This is a genomic window from Mesorhizobium sp. WSM4814, assembly GCF_055811595.1.
In genome coordinates this window covers 205,829-229,533 of the sequence record NZ_JBVVQT010000001.1, presented here as the reverse complement: position 1 = coordinate 229,533, position 23,705 = coordinate 205,829, and the positions used below count along the sequence as shown (strand labels likewise).

At 61.7% G+C, this 23,705-nt stretch carries 21 protein-coding genes, 1 tRNA gene and 3 pseudogenes; 17 read left to right on the top strand and 8 right to left on the bottom strand.

What is annotated here, in order from left to right; genetic code table 11:
• The first annotated feature begins 363 nt into the window (after window positions 1-363).
• The 4 genes from leuA (at window position 364) to AC0L2V_RS00970 (ending at window position 5,713) form a co-directional block, all read left to right on the top strand.
• The gene (gene leuA / locus AC0L2V_RS00985; RefSeq protein WP_473519167.1) at window positions 364-2,100 is read left to right on the top strand and encodes a 2-isopropylmalate synthase; all 1,737 of its coding nucleotides are present in this window, start codon (window positions 364-366) and stop codon (window positions 2,098-2,100) included.
• Window positions 2,101-2,282: 182 nt separating this feature from the next.
• A complete protein-coding gene (locus tag AC0L2V_RS00980) occupies window positions 2,283-4,055 on the top strand; it encodes a hypothetical protein (RefSeq protein ID WP_473519166.1) in 1,773 nt (590 codons plus the stop codon).
• A 104-nt stretch (window positions 4,056-4,159) separates the two neighbouring features.
• Window positions 4,160-4,963, top strand: a complete 804-nt coding sequence (locus tag AC0L2V_RS00975) for an alpha/beta fold hydrolase (protein ID WP_473519165.1) — start codon at window positions 4,160-4,162, stop codon at window positions 4,961-4,963.
• Between the two features lie 126 nt (window positions 4,964-5,089).
• Complete coding sequence (locus tag AC0L2V_RS00970) at window positions 5,090-5,713, top strand: hypothetical protein (protein ID WP_473508238.1); 624 nt, start codon at window positions 5,090-5,092, stop codon at window positions 5,711-5,713.
• 110 nt (window positions 5,714-5,823) lie between these two features.
• Here AC0L2V_RS00970 and AC0L2V_RS00965 read toward each other — a convergent pair whose 3' ends face one another.
• The gene (locus tag AC0L2V_RS00965; RefSeq protein WP_473508236.1) at window positions 5,824-6,738 is read right to left on the bottom strand and encodes a metallophosphoesterase family protein; all 915 of its coding nucleotides are present in this window, start codon (window positions 6,736-6,738) and stop codon (window positions 5,824-5,826) included.
• 53 nt (window positions 6,739-6,791) lie between these two features.
• On the opposite strand from AC0L2V_RS00965, the gene AC0L2V_RS00960 reads away from it, so the two are divergent.
• On the top strand, window positions 6,792-7,292 hold the full coding sequence (locus tag AC0L2V_RS00960; RefSeq protein WP_128174317.1) for an NUDIX domain-containing protein: 501 nt from the start codon (window positions 6,792-6,794) through the stop codon (window positions 7,290-7,292).
• A 1-nt stretch (window position 7,293) separates the two neighbouring features.
• Here AC0L2V_RS00960 and AC0L2V_RS00955 read toward each other — a convergent pair whose 3' ends face one another.
• Entirely contained in the window at window positions 7,294-8,283 is a 990-nt protein-coding gene (locus tag AC0L2V_RS00955; protein WP_473519164.1) for a glutathione S-transferase family protein, read from the bottom strand.
• A 310-nt stretch (window positions 8,284-8,593) separates the two neighbouring features.
• On the opposite strand from AC0L2V_RS00955, the pseudogene AC0L2V_RS00950 reads away from it, so the two are divergent.
• From AC0L2V_RS00950 to AC0L2V_RS00920, 7 genes and pseudogenes are all read left to right on the top strand, one after another.
• Window positions 8,594-9,086: pseudogene (locus tag AC0L2V_RS00950) on the top strand (GNAT family N-acetyltransferase).
• A gap of 215 nt (window positions 9,087-9,301) precedes the next feature.
• Complete coding sequence (locus tag AC0L2V_RS00945) at window positions 9,302-10,063, top strand: 3-hydroxyacyl-CoA dehydrogenase (protein ID WP_473519163.1); 762 nt, start codon at window positions 9,302-9,304, stop codon at window positions 10,061-10,063.
• Between the two features lie 6 nt (window positions 10,064-10,069).
• Window positions 10,070-10,699 (top strand): annotated as a pseudogene (locus tag AC0L2V_RS00940) (CaiB/BaiF CoA transferase family protein); the annotation flags it as partial.
• Window positions 10,700-10,833: 134 nt separating this feature from the next.
• A pseudogene (locus tag AC0L2V_RS00935) lies at window positions 10,834-11,217 on the top strand (CoA transferase); the annotation flags it as partial.
• Window positions 11,218-11,322: 105 nt separating this feature from the next.
• A complete protein-coding gene (locus tag AC0L2V_RS00930) occupies window positions 11,323-12,084 on the top strand; it encodes a HugZ family pyridoxamine 5'-phosphate oxidase (RefSeq protein WP_473519162.1) in 762 nt (253 codons plus the stop codon).
• A gap of 173 nt (window positions 12,085-12,257) precedes the next feature.
• Window positions 12,258-12,596 (top strand): ArsR/SmtB family transcription factor, encoded by a 339-nt coding sequence (locus AC0L2V_RS00925; RefSeq protein WP_091594634.1) that lies wholly within the window; start codon window positions 12,258-12,260, stop codon window positions 12,594-12,596.
• Window positions 12,597-12,906: 310 nt separating this feature from the next.
• Window positions 12,907-13,710 (top strand): TrmH family RNA methyltransferase, encoded by an 804-nt coding sequence (locus tag AC0L2V_RS00920; RefSeq protein WP_091594637.1) that lies wholly within the window; start codon window positions 12,907-12,909, stop codon window positions 13,708-13,710.
• Window positions 13,711-13,739: 29 nt separating this feature from the next.
• Here the strand turns inward: AC0L2V_RS00920 and AC0L2V_RS00915 are convergent, their stop codons facing one another.
• Together AC0L2V_RS00915 and AC0L2V_RS00910 are read right to left on the bottom strand one after the other, a co-directional pair.
• Window positions 13,740-14,888: a coiled-coil domain-containing protein gene (locus tag AC0L2V_RS00915; protein ID WP_473508230.1), complete on the bottom strand. Its 1,149-nt coding sequence runs from the start codon at window positions 14,886-14,888 to the stop codon at window positions 13,740-13,742.
• 148 nt (window positions 14,889-15,036) lie between these two features.
• Window positions 15,037-15,645, bottom strand: coding sequence for a DUF1134 domain-containing protein (locus tag AC0L2V_RS00910; protein WP_023797936.1), 609 nt, complete (start codon window positions 15,643-15,645; stop codon window positions 15,037-15,039).
• A gap of 357 nt (window positions 15,646-16,002) precedes the next feature.
• Here AC0L2V_RS00910 and chpT point away from each other — a divergent pair, with 357 nt between their 5' ends.
• A complete protein-coding gene (gene chpT / locus AC0L2V_RS00905; protein WP_091594641.1) occupies window positions 16,003-16,632 on the top strand; it encodes a histidine phosphotransferase ChpT in 630 nt (209 codons plus the stop codon).
• Between the two features lie 246 nt (window positions 16,633-16,878).
• Window positions 16,879-17,247 (top strand): response regulator, encoded by a 369-nt coding sequence (locus AC0L2V_RS00900; RefSeq protein ID WP_473508229.1) that lies wholly within the window; start codon window positions 16,879-16,881, stop codon window positions 17,245-17,247.
• A gap of 125 nt (window positions 17,248-17,372) precedes the next feature.
• On the opposite strand, the gene ctrA is transcribed toward AC0L2V_RS00900, so the two are convergent.
• Complete coding sequence (gene ctrA / locus AC0L2V_RS00895; RefSeq protein ID WP_006203583.1) at window positions 17,373-18,068, bottom strand: response regulator transcription factor CtrA; 696 nt, start codon at window positions 18,066-18,068, stop codon at window positions 17,373-17,375.
• 450 nt (window positions 18,069-18,518) lie between these two features.
• Between ctrA and AC0L2V_RS00890 the strand changes: the two genes are divergently transcribed.
• On the top strand, window positions 18,519-18,896 hold the full coding sequence (locus tag AC0L2V_RS00890; RefSeq protein ID WP_029349790.1) for a flagellar export protein FliJ: 378 nt from the start codon (window positions 18,519-18,521) through the stop codon (window positions 18,894-18,896).
• A 413-nt stretch (window positions 18,897-19,309) separates the two neighbouring features.
• Here the strand turns inward: AC0L2V_RS00890 and sciP are convergent, their stop codons facing one another.
• Complete coding sequence (gene sciP, locus AC0L2V_RS00885) at window positions 19,310-19,585, bottom strand: CtrA inhibitor SciP (RefSeq protein ID WP_006203587.1); 276 nt, start codon at window positions 19,583-19,585, stop codon at window positions 19,310-19,312.
• A 273-nt stretch (window positions 19,586-19,858) separates the two neighbouring features.
• Between sciP and mnmA the strand changes: the two genes are divergently transcribed.
• On the top strand, window positions 19,859-21,049 hold the full coding sequence (gene mnmA, locus AC0L2V_RS00880; RefSeq protein WP_473508228.1) for a tRNA 2-thiouridine(34) synthase MnmA: 1,191 nt from the start codon (window positions 19,859-19,861) through the stop codon (window positions 21,047-21,049).
• A gap of 54 nt (window positions 21,050-21,103) precedes the next feature.
• Here the strand turns inward: mnmA and AC0L2V_RS00875 are convergent, their stop codons facing one another.
• Window positions 21,104-22,069, bottom strand: a complete 966-nt coding sequence (locus AC0L2V_RS00875; protein ID WP_023797942.1) for a Gfo/Idh/MocA family protein — start codon at window positions 22,067-22,069, stop codon at window positions 21,104-21,106.
• A 329-nt stretch (window positions 22,070-22,398) separates the two neighbouring features.
• On the opposite strand from AC0L2V_RS00875, the gene AC0L2V_RS00870 reads away from it, so the two are divergent.
• Window positions 22,399-22,475, top strand: a tRNA-Met gene (locus AC0L2V_RS00870).
• 244 nt (window positions 22,476-22,719) lie between these two features.
• On the opposite strand, the gene AC0L2V_RS00865 is transcribed toward AC0L2V_RS00870, so the two are convergent.
• Window positions 22,720-23,646: an ABC transporter substrate-binding protein gene (locus AC0L2V_RS00865; protein WP_473508227.1), complete on the bottom strand. Its 927-nt coding sequence runs from the start codon at window positions 23,644-23,646 to the stop codon at window positions 22,720-22,722.
• Window positions 23,647-23,705: the final 59 nt, after the last annotated feature.

Genomic DNA, 23,705 nt, shown 5'->3' with positions numbered 1-23,705 from the left:
TACCTAATCCGGACAACTCATCTGCTTACGACACTGTCGTTCGGCCCCACTTGCCTCGCTTTGGCTGCTCCTGTATGAAAACCGCCATGACCAACCGCGCCACCTCCGTCGCTTCCCGTCAGACCGGCTTTGCCGGCGAGACCGTGCGCGCGCTTGCTTCCGCTCTGCTGCTGCTCGGCCTTATCGGCGATCGCCGGGTTCGCTGAAGGAGCGCCCGGCGGTCGAACCGCCGCTCACGCGCATGCTCCTTGGCCAGTCTCAAAATTGGCAAGTCACATCTAGCGAATGAACATCTGGTAAAGGCGCCGCTCGGCACCAAATCCGCCTGAAGGCGGATCCCACGAGCCGCCGGGAGAGACGACAATGAACGCACGAGAAGAGATCCGCTCAGAAAGCGGGGAGATGGGCAAGGATGCCAAGGGCATGCCGGAGGCAGCCCGCAAATACCAACCCTACCCGACCGTCGGTCTCACCGACCGCGTGTGGCCTTCGAAAGTCATCGACAAGGCGCCGATCTGGTGCTCGGTCGACCTGCGCGACGGCAACCAGGCGCTGATCGATCCGATGGGCCACGAGCGCAAGGCGCGCATGTTCGCCCTGCTCCTCGACATGGGCTTCAAGGAGATCGAGATCGGTTTCCCGTCGGCCTCGCAGACCGACTTCGATTTCGCCCGCTGGTGCATCGAAGAGGGCAATGTATCAGACGATGTCTCGCTGCAGGTGCTGGTGCAGTGCCGGCCGGAACTGATCACCCGCACTTTCGAGGCGCTGCAGGGCGCCACCAACCCGATCGTGCATTTCTACAATTCGACCAGCGAACTGCAGCGCCGCGTCGTCTTCGAGAAGGACGTCGCCGGCATCAGGCGGATCGCCACCGATGCGGCCAAGATGATCACCGACATGGCAGCGAAGGCCGGCGGCTTCTATCGTTTCGAATATTCGCCGGAGAGCTTTACCGGCACCGAGCTCGAAGTGGCGCTGGAAATCTGCAACGCCGTCACCGAAATCATGAAGCCGACGCCGGAAAACAAGCTGATCATCAACCTGCCGTCCACGGTCGAGATGTCGACACCCAACATCTATGCCGATCGCATCGAATGGATGTGCCGCAATCTCGACAACCGCGAGAACCTGCTCATTTCGCTGCATCCGCACAATGACCGCGGCACCGGGATCGCCACCACCGAACTCGGCCTGATGGCGGGCGCGGACCGCGTCGAAGGCACGCTGTTCGGCAATGGCGAGCGCACCGGCAATGTCGACATCGTCACGCTGGCGCTCAACATGTACACGCAAGGCGTCGATCCCGAACTCGACTGCTCCGACATCAACCGGATGAAGGACGTCTACGAATATTCGAACCAGTTGAAGATCCCCGAGCGCCATCCCTATGTCGGCGAGCTCGTCTACACCGCCTTTTCCGGCTCGCACCAGGATGCCATCAACAAGGGCATGAAGGCGTTGCGCAAGGCCAACACGCCGTACTGGGAAGTGCCCTATCTGCCGATCGACCCGGCCGATGTCGGGCGCAACTACGAGGCGATCATCCGCATCAACTCGCAGTCCGGCAAGGGCGGCATCGCCTATGTGCTGCAGGCGGACTACGGCCTCAATCTGCCGCGCAACCTGCAGATCGAGTTCAGTCAGGCGATTCAGGCGATCACCGACGCCGAAGGCAAGGAGGTGCCGGCCAAGCGCATCTACGGGCGCTTTCTCGAGACCTACGTCGATCAGCCCGGCGCGCGGCTGAAATTCCTCGACCACCACACTTATCCCGATATCGAGATCAAGGGGCGGCGCGCGGTGGAGGCGATCATCCTCGACAGCGGCAAGGAGGTGACGATATCAGGCTCCGGAACCGGCCCGATCGACGGCTTTGTCGACGCGCTGTCGCGCTATGTCGGCGTGCCGATGTCGGTGCTCGACTATTCGGAGCACTCCATGCAGCGCGGCTCGAATGCCTCGGCCATCTCCTATGTCGAGATGGAGCATCCCGGCGGCAAGCTGTTCGGCGCCGGTATCAACACCAATATCGTCGCCGCTTCGCTGGAAGCCGTGGTTTCCGCCGCCAATCGCATCGTCGGCGGAAAGGCCGACTAGAGGAGCTGAGCTGGAGCAAGATGACCCCGGATGGTATCATCCTGCTCCAGTCTTTCGCGCCATTAACCACCGGAATATTATCCGGTGGGGTACGCGATCGCATAATGGATGCATGCTTGTAAGGCAGTACAGGCGCTATATGATTGCGTCTTAACCTGTGCCGACTTCGAGAGGATCGACACTTGCAGCATGCCACGCCTGCCGCCCCCGCAGTGCGCGAGACGCTGGAGCGATTGCTAGCCAGCGAAACGTTCGGGAGATCCGAACGAGCGCGTAAGCTGCTTCGCTATCTGGTCGAGCGCGAGCAGGCAGGCGAAGCCGACAAGCTCAAGGGCTTTTCCATCGCGATGGATGTTTTCGGCAAGGACGGCGATTTCGATCCGTCGACCGACGCCGTGGTGCGGGTGCAGGCGGGCAGGCTGCGCGAGCTTCTGCAGCATTACTTTGCCAATGAGGGTGTTGCCGAGCCGATCCGCATTGCCATTCCGCGTGGCGGCTATGTTCCATCCTATGAACTCAACGCGATCCGCCTGCCGGTCGAGCCGGCGTCGGAGAAACACACCGAGGCGGCGGCCACCTTGCCGGAATCGCCCGAAGAACCCGGCATGGCCGCACCTGCCGCATCGTCCCCCGTCGTTCGCCAGCCGGCACCCTCGCTGCTGCGCCATCTCCAGTTCTTCTGGCTGGCGATCGCTCTGGTCATCGCCATGCTGGGCGTGCTGATCCTTCGTCAGGGAGGCAGCGCATTGCTGGCCGGAAGCGATGCCGCGCCGACGATTGAAAATGCGGTGGCAACCGGCAGCATTGCGCCATGGGCTCCGGCTGAAAGCCTTCCGCTCGTCTACATTGCGGTGAAAACCAACAGTGCCGAGGCTGCCCGCGTCGCCGCATCGCTGCGCGCCGGCCTCAGCCGCTTCGACACGGTCAGCTTCATCGGTCGCGATGCTGACGGCCAGCCCGATCCGGTCGCCGATGCGATCAGCTTCGTATTCGATGTCTTGCCGGGGCCAACGGCAGGCGATGTCACGCTGGAGCTTCAAAGCGTGGCGACCGGGCGGGTCCTGCTGTCACGCAACTTGACTGCCGCCGACAGCACACCCTCCACCGTCGAGGACAGTGTCGCCGGCATTTTGAGTTCGGCCGTTCCCGCCTCGGGCGCGATCTACAACTATATCGAACAGAGCGGCCTTCAGACCGGCCTGACGGAATGTCTGCTGCTCAACGACAAATACTATCTCGACCAGGGCGCCAAAACCCATGAGGCTGCCTATCGCTGCCTCGAAATCCTGGTCGATCGGGATGCGAAATCGTCGCTCGTCTTTTCGGAGCTGGCGACCCTGCATCTCGAGGCGGGCACAGATCACTACGCCTATCCAGCCGGCGCAACGATCGAACAGGCGATGTCGCTGGCGCGTCGCGCCGTGCAGATGGGGCCGACCAGCCCCTATGCCCACCGTGCCTATGGCTATCTCAATTCCCGCCTCGGCAATTCGGAGGAATCGATCCGCTGGATGCGCAAGGCCTACGAACTCAACCCTTACGACCTCAGCATGGCGGCAGCTTACGCCTACGGGCTGATTTTCGCCGGCAGGTACAGGGAGGGAACGCCGATCCTTGCTCACGCCGCCGAAACCTCCAGCGCCCATCCGACCTGGTGGGATTACGGGCTTTTCGTCGGCCAGTTCATGGCTGGCGATATGAACAAGGCCGCGCTTGCCAGCGATGCGCTGCAGGCGACGCCGACGAAATCGCACTATCTGGCAGCGCGGCTGATCACCGCCAAGACCGCCGGCCGCGATCAACTGGCGCACGAACTTCTGGACGAGTTGACTGTCAAGTTCCCGAAATTCGCCGCCGATCCGCGCGCGGCTTTTGTCGAGCGGAGATACCCCGCAGATCTGACCGAGCGGCTGGTCGAGGCTTTGCGTGCCGCCGGGCTCAGCAATGCCAGCTAGTCCTTGCGACCAGAACGGCCGATCGCGAAAATTTACTGGCCATCGAACCTGGTACAAGACGCAATCCCGCCACATCCGAATTCGCGTAAAACCATAGAATTTTCATGATTTCATCGCTTTACGCTGCCGAACGGGGCGCCGGCCCGAAGACGGTTGTATTTCTGCATGGCTTCGGCGGTTGCCACGGCGACTGGCACGAGGTGATTTCGACACTGGCACCTGATTCACGGACGCTGGCCTATGATCTTCCGGGCCATGGGCTGTCCCTCGATTTCCCGGGTGGCGGTCCGGCCAAGGCGGCCGCCCGGGCTGTTCTGGCAGACCTCGCCGCACGCAGACTCAGGAGGGTGCATCTCGTCGGCCATTCGATGGGCGGGGCGGCGGCTGTGCTGATGGCACTGGCCGAACCCGCAAAGATAGCCTCGCTGACGCTTCTGGCGCCGGGCGGGTTTGGCACTGAGATCAATGGCCCGCTGTTGCGCCGTTACGCCGCAGCAGCCGGCAAAAGTGAAATTCGCGCCTGCCTCGCCGCCATGTCCGGACCGCAAAGCCCGCCCTTGGAGCGCATCGTGGATGTGCTTGGCGACATGCGTGCCCGTCCCGGCCAGTTGCACAAACTTGTCGAGATCGCGGCCGCCATGACCAGGGATGATCGGCAGGGCGTCATCCCGCGCGAACGGCTCGAAACCCTGGCTATGCCGGTGATTGTGGTCTGGGGGACCGATGACGCGGTGCTGCCCTGCAGCCAAGCCGATGGTCTGCCGGCGCATTTCCACCTGCACCACGTGTCGGAGGCCGGCCATATGCTGGTCGAAGAAGCGCCCGGCCTGATCGCCGAGATCGTCCGCCACAACATGAAACGCCGCAGCAGGCCGCTTCGTCCAAACTCCGCTCCCGCAGCGGGCTGATCCCTGTCAAAGCGCGGCTTCGGGCCGGATTTTGCAAGCCGCCTATCGATCTCACAAGTGCATTTTGCTGCATTTTGCCAGCGACTGTGTTAATTCGGTGTTAACCAAACCCGCGAGGCAACGCCGATGAAGGATGCAGCCGAGACCATAAGCCAGGCCGATCAGTCGCGAAACTTGTCCGACGCCATCCGCGACGTGAAAAACGCCTTCGCCGACCGCGACGACGTCGTGGTCGACATGCGCGAGGCGCATCGCATGCGGCTGGAATTGCTTGCCGCCGAACTCGCGCCGATCTTCGCCGACGTGCCCGCCGACATGGACAATTTCGACTTCGCCGTCTCGTCCGGGCTGCAGCCGCGGCTCTGGATCGACGCCGTCAGCCATGTCGCCATGGGGCGCGACCGCCGCACCTATCGCTTCCTCAAGGACACGCGCATCGGCCGCGTGGTGCTCGCCGAATCGACCGAGATGAAACCGGTTGCCGATCAGGTGACGCGCTACGTCGCGGAGCGCGTCATCGAACGCCAGAGAATGCTGGAAGGCGGGGTCGAGCAGGCTGTCGCCGGCCTGAAACGTGCCTTGGTCCCGGAAGCCGAGCCGCCGCTGCGATCCATCAAGCGCCGCAAGCGTTGGTCAGCCTTTCTCTCCGGTCTCGGCCTGATCGCTGCCGGCGCCCTGGTCGGGCTGGCGGTATCGATCGTGTTGTTCTGGGACCGCCTCGTTGCGATGGGACTGAGTTTTGGACCATGATCCTGAACCGAAGGTCCGCGTAACGAAAAGTGGAAACCGGTTTTCGGAAAAGATCATGGTCAAGCAAAAAGATAGAGCCCCATCCCGATTCCATCGGGATGGAACAGGCTCTAGGCCATAGCGTCCGCGCCAAGCTCCACAACCTCGAGATCGGCAGGCGGGATGGCCGGCCCGGTCAGGCCACGTCGCGTCAGCCTGAGCCGCCAGTTGCCTATTTCACCATCGATCTCCAGCAGATTATATTGCGCCGCTGGACGCCTGCCGCCTGGCGCCTGGCCTGCGGCAGCGACGCCGACCACTGGAATTTTGGCGCCGCGCCCATTGATCGAGAACAGCGTCGGCTCGTGCGAATGGCCGTGCAGCACAAGCTCGGCCCCGTGCCGCTGAACGACCTTTTGGAAGCGGGCAATGCCGAACAGCCGCTTGGGTTGCGAAACGGCGCCGCGCACTGGCGGATGGTGGATCATGATCACCCGGAACAGCCCCCGTTTGGCCGTGGCATCGAGCATGTCGCGCAGCCTTTCCGCCTGGTCTTCCAGAAAAAAGCCGTTGGCCATGAACGGAGCCGTCGCCCGCGCCGTCGTGACACCGATCAGCGCGACGTTGCTACGCACGCGCAGATAGGGAAAGGCTTCGCGGTCGACCGGCGTATTGACGCCGTCGCCGGTCATCCACGCCGTCCACGACCGGCAGGACTTGTCGAAAGCACCGGGCACATAGGCGTCGTGGTTTCCCGGAACGACCGACACATCGTCGGGGGAGCCCAGCGTCTCCAGCCAGTGCTTGCCCATCTCGATCTCGCCATCGAGCGCCAGATTGACCAGATCGCCGGTGACGGCAAGGTGATCGGGTGCGCTCGCCTTGATATCGGCGACGATCGTGTCGATGACGGCGTCGCGCATGTGGCGGCGGCGATTGCGCTGCCAGTTGACGTAACCGACCACCCGCTTGGAGGCGAGATCGCGATAGGTTACACCGGGAAGCGGTCCCAAGTGGATATCGGAAATATGCGCGAGCCTGAACATCCCTCCTTCATAAGCGACGCGCGCGCTGCTTTCCACCCACGGTTTCGTGGGTGATGATGCGGCCCGATCCGGAGCAAGCTTTCCGCCAGACCGGCTGGCCGGGTCTCAGGGCAAGGCTGTTTCATCTGTACTTCGTGCTGCGGCGGCCGATGACGCTTGGGGTGCGTGGTTTGATCCACGATCGCAGGTCCAATTCCGTCTTCCTCATTCGCCATACCTATGTACCGGGCTGGCAGCTTCCCGGCGGAGGCGTCGAGCTGGGCGAGACGATGATCGAGGCGTTGGCGCGCGAGCTCTCCGAGGAGGGCAATATTGCATTGACCGCGCCGCCGGTGCTGAAATCGATGCATTTCAACCGTCGGGCCAGCCGCCGCGACCATGTCGGCCTATATTTGGTCGAGCAGTTCAACCAGACGGCGCCGAAGCTGCCGGACCGCGAGATCGCCGCAGCCGGCTTCTTTCCGCTCGACCGCCTGCCGGAAGCAACCACGCCGGCCACGTTGCGGCGGGTTGCCGAGAATTTCAGCGGCGCCGCGGCATCGCCCTACTGGTAGATCACGCTGCCTTCCTGAACCGCGCCCGATCATGCGGCGCCGCGTAGTCCAGTTCCGGCCCGACCGGCACGATGTGCGTCGGGTTGATCGTTGCGTGGCTGCCGTAATAGTGCGTCTTGATGTGGTGCAGGCTCACCGTGCCGGCGACGCCCGGGACCTGATAGAGGTCGCGCAGATAGTTCGACAGGTTCGGATAGTCGGCGATGCGGCGCAGGTTGCACTTGAAATGGCCGACATAGACCGGGTCGAAGCGGACCAGCGTGGTGAACAGCCGCCAATCGGACTCGGTGATGCGGTCACCGACGAGATAACGCTGGCGAGATAGGCGATCCTCGAGCTGGTCGAGCGCCGAGAACAGTTCGCCAAACGCTTTCTCATAGGCCGCTTGCGTGGCGGCGAAGCCGGCGCGATAGACGCCGTTGTTGACCGAGGGATAGACCAGAGCGTTGACCGCGTCGATTTCGCCGCGCAGTGCTTTCGGATAGAAATCGAGGCCGGCATCGCCCCATTCGTCGAAGGCTGAATTGAGCATCCGAATGATCTCGGAGGACTCGTTGCAGACGATTGTCTGTTCTCGCCTGTCCCACAGAACCGGCACCGTCACGCGGCCGGAATAGGCGGGATCGGCCTTGGTGTAGATTTGATGCAGGAAGTCGAGGCCGTAGAGCATATCGCCGGTGGCGCCGTCCTCGGCCAGGAAGGTCCAGCCGTTGGCGCCCATGAAATGATGGACGACCGAGACGGAAATCACGTCCTCGAGCTTTTTCAGTGCCCGAAAGATCAGCGTCCGGTGTGCCCAGGGACAGGCAAGCGAGACATAGAGATGGTAGCGCCCCGGCTCGGCCTTGAAGCCGCGCGTGCGGCCTTCGGCCGGCCTGCCGTCAACCGTGACCCAGTCGCGCCATTGCGACTGCGCCCGCACGAATTCGCCGTCGCTCGCCCTGGTGTCGTAGCCGCTGTCCTGCCATTTGCCGTCGACCAGCAATCCCATGTGGTGTCCTTTCCTCTTCGTAGGGATTTAGGCACAAACCGACGATGCGAAAATCGCCAGGCGTTGAACAGTTCGTCAATCGCCCGGTGCGGCAGACGAATGGCGGCAAACGAAGGCGGCAAACGAATGGCGGCAGCAAACGGCCGATTGCGGTGGCTGAAGATTGATGCTAGCGGAAAATCCGCATGTTTGACTTTGCTTTGATCCGGTTCGACCGACGACGAAAGGGCGCCCGCGCTTGATGAAGCGCTGACTGGCGAACGCTGCCGTTTGCAGCAAACCTTTCTCCGTCTACCGGAACGCAAAGACCATGAGCCTTGCCGACGTGAAATACCTGCCGGAAACTCCGGCGCATGACCCCGAAATCGAAGCCATCAACGACGAAGCCTTCGGGCCGGGCCGTTTCGTGCTGGGCGCCTACAAGATCCGTGAGGGCGGCCCGCATGAACGCGCTCTGTCCTTCGTGGCCGTTGATGGCGATATCGTTGTCGCCTCTGTGCGCATGACGCGCAGCGCGGCCGGCGTACAAGAATCTCGGCATTGGCCGCCGGCTGGTGGCGATCGCGCTGGAGGCCACCGCCAAGGCCGGCATGCCGGCGGTGATGCTTGTCGGCGACGAGCCCTATTACGGCCCGCTCGGCTTCAAGAGAATCCCGCGTGGGCAAATCTCCATGCCGCGCCCGGTCGATCCTGACCGGCTGTTGTCGCATGAGATCGTGCCGGGCGCGATGGCACGGCTGGTGGGAGAGGTTTGCCACGCCGATCAGGCAAGGATTGCCGCGCAAATCGCCGCGATGGCGTGACCATCCGGATGCTGTTGCGCAGTCCTGTCGGGCTTCGTAGCATGTGCCCGACTAAGGTGTGTTGAGATTCAGGTCAGGCCGAGCCGAAAACGGTGGTATTCGAGAACCGGAGCGGAGCGTACTTTTGGGTACGTGAGCACCGGAAGCGCAGGAGACCACTGTTTGTAGGCCGGCCTCACCTGAATATCAACACAGCTTGGATGGAGGACGCCGACATGAACCCAAACGGCCAGATTGCGATCGTCACCGGCGGCGGCTCCGGCCTCGGCGAGGCGACGGCACGTGCACTGGCCGCAAAGGGTGCCGGCGTTGCCATCCTCGACCTCGGCATCGAGCGCGCGGCGAAGATTGCGGCCGATATCGGCGGCATCGCCATCCACTGCGACGTAAGCAGCGCCGATGGCGGTGCTGCTTCAGTGGCGGAAGTGGTAAAAAAGTTCGGCGAACCCCGTATCCTGGTCAATTGCGCCGGCATCGCCATCGGCATGAAGACGATCGGCAAGGACGGTCCGCACCCGCTCGACCAATACCGCAAGGTGATCGAGGTCAATTTGATCGGCACCTTCAACATGATCCGCCTCGTCGCCGACCAGGCCGCGAAGCTTGAGCCGCTGGACGGCGGCGAGCGCGGCGTCATCGTCAACACGGCATCGGTCGCCGCCTTTGACGGTCAAATCGGCCAGGCGGCCTATTCAGCCTCCAAAGGCGGTGTCGTCGGCATGACGCTGCCGGTGGCGCGCGACCTTGCCCGGTCGGGCATTCGCGTCTGCACCATCGCGCCCGGCATCTTCAAGACGCCGATGATGGCCGGCATGCCGCAAGAGGTGCAGGATACGCTCGGCGCTGCGGTGCCCTTCCCGTCCCGTCTCGGCGAACCTTCCGAATATGCAGCCCTTGTGCTGCATATCATCGAAAATCAGATGCTCAACGGCGAGACCATCCGCCTCGATGGCGCCATCCGCATGGCGCCGAAGTAGCCGACCATGAGTGCCGAAGTCGCCCTTCAGGCGAAGACCGGCCCGCTCGCCGGCCTGACTGTGATCGAGATGGCCGGGCTTGGACCGGTGCCGCTGGCCGGGCTGATGCTGTCGGAGATGGGCGCCGAGGTGCTGCGCATCGAGCGGGCTGGGTCGAGCCAGCCATTTCTGGCGCTGCCGGACGAATACGACATCGACTGTCACGGCCGCTCCATCCTGCGGATTGACCTGAAGCGCTGGGAAGGCGCCGAACTGGTGCTGCGCCTTGCCGAAAAGGCCGACATGCTGGTCGAAGGGTTTCGTCCCGATGTCATGGAGCGGCTTGGTCTCGGGCCGGATGCGGTACTGGCGCGCAATCCAGCCCTGATCTACGGCCGCATGACGGGGTTCGGCCAGGACGGTCCGCTATCGGGACGTGCCGGCCACGACATCACCTACCTCGCCTATTCGGGTGTGCTGCATGCCATCGGCCAGCAAGGCGGCCGGCCGGTCCCACCGCTCAACCTTGTCGCCGACTACGGCGGCGGCGCCATGATGCTGGTCGCCGGCGTACTGGCCGCCCTGTTTGAGCGCTCGCGCTCCGGCAAGGGTCAAGTGATCGACGCCGCGATGACCGAGGGCGCTTCAATGCTGGCGACACCTGTGCACGCCCTGATGGCGGCGGGCCTGTGGAGTGACACGCGTGGCGCGAACCTGCTCGATTCCGGCCGCCCTTTTACGACACCTATGAGACCGCGGACGCACGGCACCTCGCCGTCGGCTGCCTTGAGCCCCGGTTCTTCGCCGAATTTGCAAGACTGCTGCCGCTCGACCAGATTTTTGTACGCGGCCAATACGACAGGACTTTGTGGCCGCAGATGCGGGCCGCCATTGTCGATCGGGTCGGGCAGAAATCACGGGACGACTGGGACCGTCTCTTTGCTGCAACCGATGCTTGCGTCGCACCGGTCTTGTCGCTGCGGGAAGCCAGGGATCATCCGCACAATCGCGCTCGCAACGCCTTCTTGAAGTCGGGTGCGCTTGAGCGCCCCGCCCCGGCGCCGCGCTTTTCGCTTTTCGCGCTCCCGGCCGACGCTTGCCGCCATGCCGGCCGATCACGATTGTCAGGCGGTGACGGTGCTGGCACGCTTCGGCCTTTCGGAAAGCGAGACTGAGGCCCTTTTCAAATCTGGGGCCCTTTTCAAATCTGGGGCCCTTGTCAAATCCGGTGTGATAGGTTGATAACTGGAGAGCAAAGATCAGCTTAAGACGGTGTGGATTTGAACGATCGAAAGAAGGACGTGATCCGCGAGACCGACGCCGAAGCGATCAGGCTGGCGAAGACGCTGATCCGCAGTGCCCGTTTCGGCGCGCTGGCGGTGATCGAGCCCGGGACCGGTTCGCCGCTGGCCAGCAGGGTTGGTGTCGCCACCGATATCGACGGCACGCCGCTGATCCTTGTATCGATGCTGTCCGCCCATACCGGCGCGATCCTTTCCGACCCGCGCTGTTCGCTGCTTGTCGGCGAGCCCGGCAAGGGCGACCCGCTGGCGCACCCACGGTTGACGCTCGTCAGTCGGGCGGCACGGCTTGAGCCTGGATCCGACGAGCACGCCCGCGCCGAACGGCGCTATCTCAACCGCAACCCCAAGGCGAAGCTCTATGCCGGTCTTGGCGACTTCTCGATCTTCCGCCTTGAGCTGGAGCGCGCCAGTCTCAACGGCGGCTTTGGCAAGGCCTACCTGCTCGAACGCGCCGATCTGGTCACGACCGCGCCGATCGTCGAAGAGCTTGCCGCTGGCGAACAATCCGCCCTCGACCATATGAATGCCGACCATAGCGACGCAATTGCCGTCTACGCGCGCCACTTCGCCAAGGCGGCGGGCGACGGCTGGGTCGTCACCGGCTTTGACGCCGACGGCATGGACCTGGCATTGGGCGACGATATCTGCCGGGTGTTCTTTCCCGAGCCATTGAGGACCGCGCGCGAGCTCAGGCATGTTCTGGTCGACATGGCAAAAACCGGCCGAGTGGCGGATTAAACACAGTCCGACAGTTAATCGCGTCGGGTCGAAAGCAAGTCTTGAGGTTTGTGCGAGATGTTCTACGCTTTCCCGGTAGCGTTGAATCGCCAGCGCACATTCGCAAGTGAGCCTATGGAATCAGACGCTATTGCCCCCATAGCGCCGGAGGAGCAGGAAGGTATGGGGGATCGATGGTCTCGAAAAAGCTAATCGCCAATGCCGAATCAGCGGCTTCGTTTCTGACGCTGATGGGCAACGAGAAACGACTGTTGATCATGATCTACCTGGCCGACGGTGAAATGTCGGTCGGCGCTATTGCCGAAAAGGTTCTGCTCAGCCAATCCGCCCTGTCACAGCATCTAGCCAAACTGCGGGCGCTCGATCTCGTCGAGACCCGGCGCGACCGGCAGATGATCTACTATTCCTGCAAATCCGATGCCGTGCGCGAACTTCTCAACACGCTGGACGGGATTTTCGGCGAGGGTGAGCCATCGCAGATGGCATACCGCCCGCGTCGCTCCGGGACTTGACCGGCCAATGCATGTCGCCCAAAGCCGGCAACATGCATAACTGGTCCGAGCGCCCCTTGCCTCGCTGACGACTCCTGATGCATGTCGCGCAAAAGCATGCCCGTGCAGCGGTTTTGCGATAACGACATGCATAAAACAACAACCTAAAGCGCGTCGCGAGAGGTCGGTTGAGGTCGGTCGAACGCGACGCGCTTTTGAGCGACTTGCGTCCACTTGGACGCAGAAGGTACGCTCTGACACTTTGGATCCACGCGTCGTGCTGTCGCAAAACCCACCATGATCGGGCCGATGCGGGTCAGTTGAGGCAAGCATGCGCAGCATTCGTATCGACGACCCGCAAGACCCGCGCGTCGCCGCCTATCTCGACATTCGCGAGCGCGATCTTGCCGGCCGGCAGGGTCGTTTCGTTGCCGAAGGCAAGGTGGTGCTCGAAATGCTGCTCGCAGCCAAACGCTTTACCGCCGAATCGGTGCTGGTGCTCGAAAACCGGCTGGCAGGCCTCGACGCAACCCTGCGCAAGGCGCCCGCGGACCTTCCGGTCTACGCGGCAGCAAGCGAGGTCATGGACAGGATTGCCGGCTTTCACATGCATCGCGGCATATTGGCGATCGGCCGCAAGGGCGAGGCGCAGCCTGCAGAGGCCTTGCTGGATGCCCTGCCCGCCCGCGCGTTGATCGTCGTGCTGGTCGGCATCGCCAACCATGACAATATGGGCTCGATCTTTCGCAACGCCGCCGCCTTCGGCGCCGATGCCGTGTTTCTGGACGCGACCTGCTGCGATCCCCTGTACCGCAAGGCGATCCGCGTTTCGGTCGGCGCCGCGCTGAAAATTCCTTTTGCCTCCTTCGCTGAGACCGTCGGCTTTACCGCGGCGCTCGATCGGCTGGGCTTCGGCCAATTCGCATTGTCGCCGCGCGGACAAACCGACATCCGCGATGCGAAAAGGACCGAACGGCTGGCACTCTATCTCGGCACTGAAGGCGAAGGCCTGCCCGAGATGCTGCTCGCCCGCCTGCGGACGGTGCGGATCGATATGACGGAAGGCTTCGACAGCCTGAACGTCGCCGCCGCGTCAGCCATCGCCTTGCATCATTTCTCGGCAAGCAGGACCTGAGCCGCAGAAGTCAGCATCACTGCCTGGGCTCAATGCGCCGATTCGGCCTGCTGCAGCGCCCGCACGCGATCGGCAAGGCTGCGTTCACCGCTTCCCGGTGGGTTGGGTGCCGCAAGAACCTTTGCGATCGGCGATTCCGGCCCGTCGAGCTTCGCCGTCAGAGCTACGACCTGCGCCGCCAGGTCGCTCATCTGCTCGCGCAACGCAGCGCTGGCGCCTTCGGATCTGGATACCGCGTCGGCGGCAAGATCCGTTTTCAGCCTCTTGTTCTCGCTGGCCAGTGCCGTCAATCTCGCCTCCAACTGCTCCCGGTCGCTGTCGAGCTTGGCGATAGCTTTTTCCATATCGCCCTTGACGGCCACATCGGCCTGACCGCCTTGCGCTCCGACGAGACGCACCGCTGCCGACGCATTTTCCACGCTTTCGCTTTTCAGCTTTTCGCGAAGCCGCGCGATTTCCTTTTCGCGGCGTTCAAGCTTGTCCTCGCGATCGGCAAGCGTGGCGAGCAGGCGCTCGATCTTCTTGTCCAGTTCGCCGGTCCTTTTCTTCTCGGCTTTCAACGCGTCTCGCGCGGCCTTGCTCTCGGCCGCGATCTCCTGTTGGCGCCTGTCGGCCTCCTTGCGCTGGCCGCGCAGCACTGAAATATCATCGGCCAGCTTTTGCAATTCGGATTCGCGCGCCACAAGTTCGATCTGACGGCTGCTGGAAGAAAAGCTGGCGTCGTCATACATGTGCTCCAGTTTTTTCAGCTCGAGCACACGCTTTTCCAGGGCATGCTCGGTTTGAGCAAGCCGATCCGACAAAAGCTGCAACTGGTCTTTGCGCTGCCGAAGGTCTTCGCCCTTGGCCTCGAGCGCGGAAAGGGCGTGTTCCTTGTCCTTCCGCTCGAGCGCCAGTTCCTTCAGTGCTTCGCGGCCACGGCCGATCTCGACAAGCTGTTCGGCCGATTTCTCGCGCAACGCCTTGACGCTCATCTCAAGCCGACGTGTCGCCATGGCGAACTCGGCGCGGATGCGATCCTTCTCCGCCTGGATCTCGGCCAGCGTCAGCGGCATCGAGCCCTCGATGCGTTTACGGGTCAGCATCACGGCCCGCCGCCAGATGGCCGGAGCAATCATCAGCGCCAGAAAGCCGGCGCAGAGAAAGCCGAGGACAAAGAACAGGACCGACTGAACCAAGGTGACTATCCGTTATGAACGGCAAACAACCGTAAGGGACTGTGCCACGTTCGCATGACGGAATTCCAGTGCCGCGGCAAGGGTCTGCCGCAGCATTGTTCACACCGTCGATCCTGGAAACAATCGCGGTGACGAGGCAACCGCTTGCTCAGAATGGATTCCAGGTTGCGCGCTGGGTAAGCTTGAGGTAGCCGAGATTGACGCCAAGCCGGGCTCCGACGCCGGTACGGATCGGCACCAGCAGCACATTGTTGTTCTTCATCACGTTGAAGCCGACGCCAGCCACGAGGTAGGCGGAGCCGGCAAGGCCGCCGAAACGATTGTAGAGGCTGTTCACATCGTCGAGATTATAGACCAGCATCATCACCCGCGAGCCCTCGCCGCCAAAATCCCAGCCGAGCGACGGGCCCTGCCAGAACACTTTGTGATCGCCGGCATTCTTGGTGTAGAGTGTGCCTTCACCATAGGTCAGGCCACCGATCAGGGCGCCCGAGCCCTCCTCCCCAAGCAAATAGCCATTGGGCAGGCCATAGGAGGAGAAAATCTTCTCCACGACGGTGGCGAGCCCGCCCGACGTCGCACCGAAGAATTTATGACCGGAATCGACGATCTCCTGAGCGGTGTATTCCTGGGCCCGCGAAGGCGAGGTTGAAAAGACGACAAGGCCCATGAGAGCGATCGCCATTGAGAAGACACGGAGAAAGCTCCGGTCTGTGAAGACACGGAAAAAACTCCGGTCGTAGTATCGGGAAAACATGCTTCCAATCTCCGTCAGGGAGCACTTTCGCCGACGCCTCGCATCCGTGCGGCTCTTTGGTGGCCGTTAAGGATGACTGTTAAGGACAAACTATGCCGTAATCCTTTTTCAACCATTAAGCTTTCACATGAAGATGGCGGTTCGTAGGCTGGTTTCGCGCTGATTTCGCGTCGGCCCGCAGTATCCGCACCCTGCGTGAACACACCATTTTCGATAGCGACAATTCCGGATTTGTTGCTGCACGCTCAGGCGCTGTGTATTCAGTAGGCCTTGGGAGAGCGAGCGTGATTCGTGTGGACAGGCGTGATCATTGATCGCCCGGCCATCTCCAGTGAAATTTTGCAGGGACTTTCGCCGATGGCCGAGCTTTTCACCCTTTCCGCACCCGATCTCGCCGCGCTTTTGTGCAGCCGGGTCTGCCACGACATCATTTCGCCGGTCGGCGCCATAAACAACGGGCTTGAGCTGCTCGACGAAGGCGGCGCCGACGAAGATGCCATGAAATTGATTCGCCAGAGCGCCAGAAACGCTTCGGCCCGCCTGCAATTCGCCCGCATCGCCTTCGGCGCAGCCGGTTCTGCCGGCATGATGATCGACACCGGCGATGCCGAGGCCGTTGCGATCGCCTTCTTGAAGAACGAGAAGCCGGAACTGATCTGGAATGGACCCCGTGCGCTGCTGCCCAAGAACAAGGTAAAGCTGCTGCTCAACCTCATTCTCGTCGCCAACGCTGCCATTCCGCGTGGCGGCAAGCTTACGGTCACGCTTGAAAAGCTCGACACGGAACCACGCTTTGCGCTCGCCGCGAGCGGTCCGATGCTGCGCGTGCCGCCCAAATTCCTGGAGCTCCATTCCGGCAACAAGCCTGAAGAACCGATCGACGCGCATTCGGTGCAGCCCTACTACACACTGCTTTTGGCACGCGAGGCGAACATGACAATATCGATCCACGCGACCGCAGAAGAAATCGTTCTCTCGGCTGCTTGAATTTACTAAGAAATGATTGAAAAGAACAGATAAGAGTTTTTAGACAATATTTACTGCACCATCACGGTCGAATGAAATGAACCCCAAAGGCTAGTTCGGCCGAAGCATCGGTCAAGAAGTTTCCGTAAAAGCTGTTCTTGCAAAAATTTTACCTATCGGCTTTTCAGCTTCTTTACCGGATTGACCATACGGTGCCTTCCAGACCGCGACGCTGCCGGATTGCCGCATGGCAAAGAGGGCCCGGAAATGAAACGCTGCATGTTCATCGACGATTCGAGCGTCATCAGGAGGGTTGCAAAACGCATCCTGGGTGGTTCCGACATGCTGGTCATCGAAGCTGCCAGCGGGCTTGATGCGGTTGAGATGTGCACTGCCGACATGCCGGATATCATCATTGTCGACGGCGCCTTGCCGGACATGCAGGCCGAGGACGTCATTCGCCGCGTACGCGCCATGGAAAGTCCGATACAACCCCAGATCCTGATTTTGCTGGTTGAGGTCGACGTCGCTTCGATCATGCGGGCAAAGCGCGCCGGCGCCCAAGGCTATCTGCTGAAGCCGTTCACTCGGCCGCAACTTCTCGAGCGCTTCCGCACCTTGAGTTTTGCCGCCTGATTCGCCGCCGCTGGCGCATGGCCGCGGAAATCGGCGCTCCAATATCTGCGACATGACATAAAAACGCAAAATCCGGCCGAAGCCGGATTTTTGTCGGAAGAATCGATCGGATCGGCGTCGTCAGCTCAGGCGCTGACGCGGATGTCTTCCGGCTCGCGCAGCACGTAGCCGCGACCCCAAACCGTCTCGATGTAGTTCTGGCCGCCGGAAGCAGCGTCGAGCTTCTTGCGCAGCTTGCAGATAAAGACGTCGATGATCTTCAGTTCCGGTTCGTCCATGCCGCCGTAAAGGTGGTTGAGGAACATTTCCTTCGTGAGCGTGGTGCCCTTGCGCAGCGAGAGCAGCTCCAGCATCTGGTATTCCTTGCCGGTCAGATGCACGCGCTGGCCACCGACCTCGACGGTCTTGGCATCAAGGTTGACCACCAGGTCGCCGGTGGTGATGACCGACTGGGCATGGCCCTTGGAACGCCGCACGATGGCGTGGATGCGGGCGACCAGTTCGTCCTTGTGGAACGGCTTGGTCATATAGTCGTCTGCGCCGAAGCCGAGGCCACGTACCTTGTCCTCGATGCCGGCCATGCCGGAGAGGATAAGGATCGGCGTCTTCACTTTGGAAAGGCGAAGTGTTCTCAACACCTCGTATCCCGACATGTCGGGGAGATTAAGGTCGAGAAGGATGATGTCGTAGTCGTAGAGCTTACCTAGATCGACCCCTTCTTCGCCAAGATCGGTCGTATAGACATTGAAACTTTCCGATTTCAGCATCAGCTCGATGCTCTGTGCGGTCGCACTGTCATCTTCTATCAGCAGAACACGCATTTCATTCCCCTTTTCTGCTGCCGGACCATTTCACGACCCGTCCAGGACCGGAGCAGTGATTGCCTGAGCAGAGGCTGCCATCGAATGGTTAACAAAACCTAATTCCGTGCCGTTGACGGTACCAGATTTTTTAACCCTTTTCTACACCTTGTTGAATCTAATAGCGAATCTAAGAACCAAACCGCTAATGCAAAACATTAATAAGCCAGACTAAGTGACTCCAGGGACTCGCTAGCCGTGCTTCCGCGTCGGGGCCGGAATTTTTACCCGGCCTTAAGTCCTGAGCCGTATGATTAACAATGCCCGTAAACGAATGGTTACCGCCGGCAAAAAACTTTAGGAATTTGTTTCCCATAGTTCTGGTAAAGTCGGTGGAAGCGGGTCGAAGCCTGAGTTTGCCAGGCGGATTAGACGATATGTGCAGGTGTGCGTTTCCAGGAGTACCGAATCATGAAGTCACGTGAAAACCTCGTTCGGCTGAAGCAGTTTCAGGTGAACGAGAAGCGGCGGCAGTTGCTGCAACTCGACATGATGATCGCCGAATTCGAGCGCATGGCTGTCGAACTGGAACTCCAGATCACTGCCGAAGAAAAGAAAGCCGGCATCACCGACATCAACCATTTTGCCTATCCGACCTTCGCCAAGGCAGCACGCTTGCGCCGCGACAATCTCAGAAATTCGCAAAGCGACCTCGCCCAGCAGCGTAGCGTTGCCGAATCACTGCTCGGCGAAGCCGAAGCGGAGCTTTCCAAAGCAGAAATGCTCGAATCACGCGACACCAAGATCCGAGACGCCGAGACCGGCGGCCGCAGCGCCATGATCGGCTGAAAACAAGGCTTTAAGGCCGGTCAGCACCCAGCGATCAGGTCGTTGCCCATCTGGAATGTCGCCGCTCATTGGTCGAGCAACTGCCAGTTTCAGGCCTACGCTGCCAAATCCCCTTGATGCTCCGCGACCGCCCGCATCTGGGCTGATGTCGGGCGCAGGCGATTCCGGCCAGGACTTTATCTGATTGAGCAGCCCACCAGGTTCCGGCCGAGTTCGGCTCGGGGCCGGCCGCGCAGGCTTGCGGAACTCGGCAAGGTCGACGCGAAAAATGCTTGCTCCAAGAAGCAGGCGCTGCTCATGCCTGTTGTCAGCCCGATCGGCAGGTGGTGCTGACCGTCTGAAGCAGAGAAAACCCTGTCGGCAAAGCAAAAAGGGCGCGGATTGCCGCGCCTTTTGACATCCTTGAACCAGCCCTAATGCCGATATTGCTGGATGCGCGTTGTGCGCAGGCCGGCAAGGCCATATTCATCGATCGACGCCTGCCAGGACAGGAATTCCTCGGTGGTCAGCTTGTAGCGCTGGCATGCCTCTTCGAGACTCAGCAGCCCGCCCCGTACAGCCGCCACCACTTCCGCCTTGCGCCGGATAACCCAGCGACGTGTGTTCGTCGGCGGCAGATCGGCAATCGTAAGGGGGCTGCCGTCAGGCCCGATAACATATTTGACGCGCGGTCTAACAAGATCGGTCATCGTACTCTCTACTAAAAACTCAAAGACCCAATCCCCACCACATTACCGCCACAGCTTTAAAATTTGCCTAAGCGATCCCTAATAGCTAGGTAAGGATCATGAACGCCGCGTTAGTCTTTTCGTCGGCATTTGAGGCATCTGCCCAGCAAGCGCCCGAATCCGTTCAAAAAATCGGCCGGTTCGCGAAGCTGGCGCACCCGGAAAGCTTGACCTATATTCCGGCCATTGGCATTCAGGCGCCGTCATCCAGGCGCCGTGCAGAACGAAAGAACCATGAACAGCCTCGACCTTCCCGGACGCCCCGAAGATACCCGCATCGTTGTCGCCATGTCGGGCGGCGTCGATTCGTCGGTTGTTGCCGGCCTTTTGAAGCATGAAGGCTATGATGTCGTCGGCGTCACGCTGCAGCTCTACGACCATGGCGCGGCAACGCACCGGGCCGGCTCGTGCTGCGCCGGCCAGGACATCGACGATGCCCGCCGCGTCTCCGAAACGCTCGGCATTCCGCATTATGTGCTTAATTACGAGGAGCGTTTCCGCAAGGCGGTGATCGACCCCTTCGCCGAGAGCTATGTGGCCGGCGAAACGCCGATCCCTTGCGTTTCCTGCAACCAGACGGTGAAATTCGCCGACCTCCTGGCGACCGCCAAGGAACTCGGCGCCGAGGCGCTGGCCACCGGCCATTACATCCGCTCCGGCGCCAACGGCGCCCATCGCGCGCTGTACCGGCCGGTCGACGCAGATCGCGACCAGAGCTATTTCCTGTTCGCCACCACACAGGCGCAGATCGACTACCTGCGCTTTCCGCTCGGCGGCCTGTCGAAGCCGCAGGTTCGCGCCATCGCCGAGGAAATGGGGCTGACGGTCGCTGCCAAGCAGGACAGCCAGGACATCTGCTTCGTGCCGCAGGGCAAGTACTCCGATATCATCGCCAAGCTGAAGCCGACTGCTGCCAATCCGGGCGACATCGTCCATATCGACGGCCGCGTGCTCGGCCGCCATGAAGGCATTTTGCGCTACACGATCGGTCAGCGCCGCGGCATCGGCATTGCCTCGGGCGAGCCGCTCTACGTCGTCCATCTCGACGCCGACCGGGCCCGCGTCGTCGTTGGCCCGCGCGAGGCGCTGGAAACGCACAAGATCTATTTGCGCGACATGAACTGGCTGGGCGACGCTGCGCTGACAGATATTCCGGCCACCGGGCTGGAGCTTTTCGCCAAGGTCCGCTCGACACGCCCGCCACGCCCGGCCGTGCTGCGTCACAACGCCGGGATCACTTCGGTGGAACTGGTCGACGGCGAGTCCGGTATCGCGCCCGGCCAGGCCTGCGTGCTCTATTCCGACGACGGCAACGAGGCCCGCGTTTTCGGCGGCGGCTTCATCGAGCGTTCCGAACGCGGTGCCGAGGCCGAGGCGATGCTGACGCGGCTAGCGGCCCGGCCGACGCAGATTCCCGCCGAATAGACGATAATCCCGATCTATCGGGATCGATCAGGCTCTGATACAGCCGCACTTCTCTCAGGAAGACGATCCGGTGTGGGCAACCGTGCCAGCGGTCAGGATACGCAGCACCCTGATGGCTTCCTCGCCGCTGGTACGCGGTTCTGCCCGCGTCTCGATGCACTGGATGAAATGCTCGAGCTCTCGCGTCAGCGGCATGCCCTCGCCCACTGCAACATAGGACGGCTCGTTGGTGGTGAAGGCCCATTGGCCGCTGTCTTGCCAGACCGCGTGGCGGTAGACGGCGAGCTTGCGCTCCCACGGCTCGACATCGTCGAACACCGCCATCGCCTTGGTGCCGACCACGGTCAGCCGCCGTTCGCGGTAGGGATTGAGCCGCGACGCGAATAGGTGGCTGCGCAGACCGTTGGGAAAGCGCATGTGCAGATGCGCGAAATCGCTGAGATTGTCGAGGAGCGCTGCCCCTTCTCCACGCACCTCGATCGGTTCCGTGCCGGTGATGGCCAGGATCATCGACAGATCGTGCGGCGCCAGGTCCCACAGCGCATCGTTCTCGGTGTGGAATTTGCCGAGCCCGAGCCGGTGCGAATGGATATAGCGGACCTCGCCGAGCTCGCCATTGTCGATCAGCGCCTTCAACGTCTCGAAGGCGGGATGAAAGCGCAGCACATGACCGACCATGAAGACGCGGCCATTGTCGACCGCCGCCTTCACCGAACGCTCGGCATCGGCCACCGTCAGTGCGATCGGCTTCTCCACCAGCACGTCCTTGCCGCCCTGGACGGCGCGCACCGCCATATCGGCGTGGAACTGCGGCGGCAGCGCCATCACGATGGCGTCGATGTCGCTGCGCACGAACAGCGCCTCCGGCTCGATCGCCAGGCAATCCTGCTCACTGGCGAAACCTTCGGCGCGGGCAGGGTTGACGTCCGAGACCGCGTGCAGCGCGCCGAGCGCCTTGAGGGTGCGGATGTGGTTGCTGCCCCAGTATCCGCAACCGAGGACTGCAATGCGCGGTTTCATCATTCCAACTCTAGAATTTCGTGGCCGAGACATAGCGGCGCGCCCCGCCGAACTCAACCCGGCATTTCTGTGCCCGATTGTCTGCCCGGCAAAGCTTTTCGGCCATCAGAGCGAGGTGCGTCCGCCTGGACACACAAAGTACGTCTCAAGACCGTGAAGCTTGGCGACGCGACAGGATGCGATAGAGTGTGGCGCCAGACCGGCTGCATCGACACCGGCTGCATCGATGCTTGACAGGCTTGGCGTCCCAACCTTATATCCGCCCGACCTTGGCGAACGCTTCGACATGCCCTCTGATTTGAGGCGGATTTCGGGCCTTTCGCCGCCCTGGCGGGGTAGCTCAGTTGGTTAGAGCACGGGAATCATAATCCTGGGGTCGGGGGTTCAAGTCCCTCTCCCGCTACCAAAACTCCTTAAATCATTGATATATCGAACAAATCTATGCAAAATGGTAGCGCCTCCGTTTGAAACTGATCAAGAAGTAACGTGGCGCCCTCGTTTTCAAGCGCCAGGTGATTTCAGAGTCGAGGAAGAGCAGCACGCGTTTTACTCCTCCCTGAAAGCGCGCTTGATCCGATCAGCAAGGGCTGCACGATAAAAGACAACATCGTGCGCCTGCCGGTGGAAAGATTTTCGCCGGCCGCTGGTGATCAGGCGGCGCCTTCCAGATAGCGCCTGTCGAAGACGCCCTCGGCAGCATCGCACTTCGACTTGTCGAGCAGGTTCGCCCTGACCATCAGGTCGATCGTCGTCTTGAGCGCCTTGTCTGGCACGGCCAGGCCCTGCGGCCACATGCCCATGCCACGCATATATTCCAGGCCCCGTCGCGCCAGGGACTCGCTGTCGGGTGTGGTAATGCGCTGGAAGATCGGCAGGGTGATGCCATGGTTGGCCGCGTCATTCGTGACCGAATGCGCCTCGATCAGCGCCTTGAGGAAGCGGGTCACGAGATCGCGGTTCGCTGCCAGCCAGGATGCCTTGCCGATGACAGCGGTGAAGACGATCTCGGAGATTGCGGCGCTGACTTCCCCGAGCAGATTGTAGCCCTGGTCCTGCGCGAGGAAATTCCATGGTGCGGGCTGCGGAGCGCAATCGATTTCGCCTGCCTGCAGCGCCTCCCACCGCTTGGTGTGAATGCCGGCCAGGGCAAACTCATAATCGCCGGGGTAGTGCAGCCCTGCCGCGGCCAGCACGATCTGCGTGTAGATCGCGGTGCCCTCCGTCAGCGAGGACGTGCCGACTTTCTTGCCCCTCAGCTCGGCAAGCGAGCCGATGCCCGGGCGCGCCACGATCGACATCGGCAAGCGCACGGCGTTGGCTGCCACGATACGCAGCTCTCCTCCCCTGACGAAGTCGGCAACGGCGCCTTCCGGCGGCGTAATCGCCAGATCCGCTTCGCCGTCGAGAACGGCCGCGGTCGCCTTTTCGACGCTGCCCATGCGCTTGTAGTCGATCCGGATGCCGTGCTTTTCGAAAAGGCCCTGTTCGTCGGCGACGAAGACAGGAAGCCAGTTGAACCCCTGCGCCCCGCCCGCGAGCCGAAGATCGGCGAGGCCGGCAGATTCCTGGTCAGTCATGGCGATATCCTCCGTTGAAACTCCGGCGCAGGCACTGGTCTCTGGCGAGATGCGGTTCG

What these genes read in the sequence shown, in the direction of transcription:
- AC0L2V_RS00925 (WP_091594634.1), top strand. Translation starts at nt 12,258, where the DNA reads ATGGTCTCGAAAAAGCTAATCGCCAATGCCGAATCAGCGGCTTCGTTT.
- AC0L2V_RS00965 (WP_473508236.1), bottom strand. Translation starts at nt 6,738, where the DNA reads ATGTTCAGGCTCGCGCATATTTCCGATATCCACTTGGGACCGCTTCCC.
- ctrA (WP_006203583.1), bottom strand. Translation starts at nt 18,068, where the DNA reads ATGCGTGTTCTGCTGATAGAAGATGACAGTGCGACCGCACAGAGCATC.
- AC0L2V_RS00945 (WP_473519163.1), top strand. Translation starts at nt 9,302, where the DNA reads ATGAACCCAAACGGCCAGATTGCGATCGTCACCGGCGGCGGCTCCGGC.
- AC0L2V_RS00890 (WP_029349790.1), top strand. Translation starts at nt 18,519, where the DNA reads ATGAAGTCACGTGAAAACCTCGTTCGGCTGAAGCAGTTTCAGGTGAAC.
- sciP (WP_006203587.1), bottom strand. Translation starts at nt 19,585, where the DNA reads ATGACCGATCTTGTTAGACCGCGCGTCAAATATGTTATCGGGCCTGAC.
- AC0L2V_RS00960 (WP_128174317.1), top strand. Translation starts at nt 6,792, where the DNA reads ATGATGCGGCCCGATCCGGAGCAAGCTTTCCGCCAGACCGGCTGGCCG.
- AC0L2V_RS00910 (WP_023797936.1), bottom strand. Translation starts at nt 15,645, where the DNA reads ATGTTTTCCCGATACTACGACCGGAGTTTTTTCCGTGTCTTCACAGAC.
- AC0L2V_RS00920 (WP_091594637.1), top strand. Translation starts at nt 12,907, where the DNA reads ATGCGCAGCATTCGTATCGACGACCCGCAAGACCCGCGCGTCGCCGCC.
- AC0L2V_RS00975 (WP_473519165.1), top strand. Translation starts at nt 4,160, where the DNA reads ATGATTTCATCGCTTTACGCTGCCGAACGGGGCGCCGGCCCGAAGACG.
- AC0L2V_RS00955 (WP_473519164.1), bottom strand. Translation starts at nt 8,283, where the DNA reads ATGGGATTGCTGGTCGACGGCAAATGGCAGGACAGCGGCTACGACACC.
- AC0L2V_RS00970 (WP_473508238.1), top strand. Translation starts at nt 5,090, where the DNA reads ATGAAGGATGCAGCCGAGACCATAAGCCAGGCCGATCAGTCGCGAAAC.
- AC0L2V_RS00900 (WP_473508229.1), top strand. Translation starts at nt 16,879, where the DNA reads ATGAAACGCTGCATGTTCATCGACGATTCGAGCGTCATCAGGAGGGTT.
- leuA (WP_473519167.1), top strand. Translation starts at nt 364, where the DNA reads ATGAACGCACGAGAAGAGATCCGCTCAGAAAGCGGGGAGATGGGCAAG.
- chpT (WP_091594641.1), top strand. Translation starts at nt 16,003, where the DNA reads ATGGCCGAGCTTTTCACCCTTTCCGCACCCGATCTCGCCGCGCTTTTG.
- AC0L2V_RS00875 (WP_023797942.1), bottom strand. Translation starts at nt 22,069, where the DNA reads ATGAAACCGCGCATTGCAGTCCTCGGTTGCGGATACTGGGGCAGCAAC.
- mnmA (WP_473508228.1), top strand. Translation starts at nt 19,859, where the DNA reads ATGAACAGCCTCGACCTTCCCGGACGCCCCGAAGATACCCGCATCGTT.
- AC0L2V_RS00865 (WP_473508227.1), bottom strand. Translation starts at nt 23,646, where the DNA reads ATGACTGACCAGGAATCTGCCGGCCTCGCCGATCTTCGGCTCGCGGGC.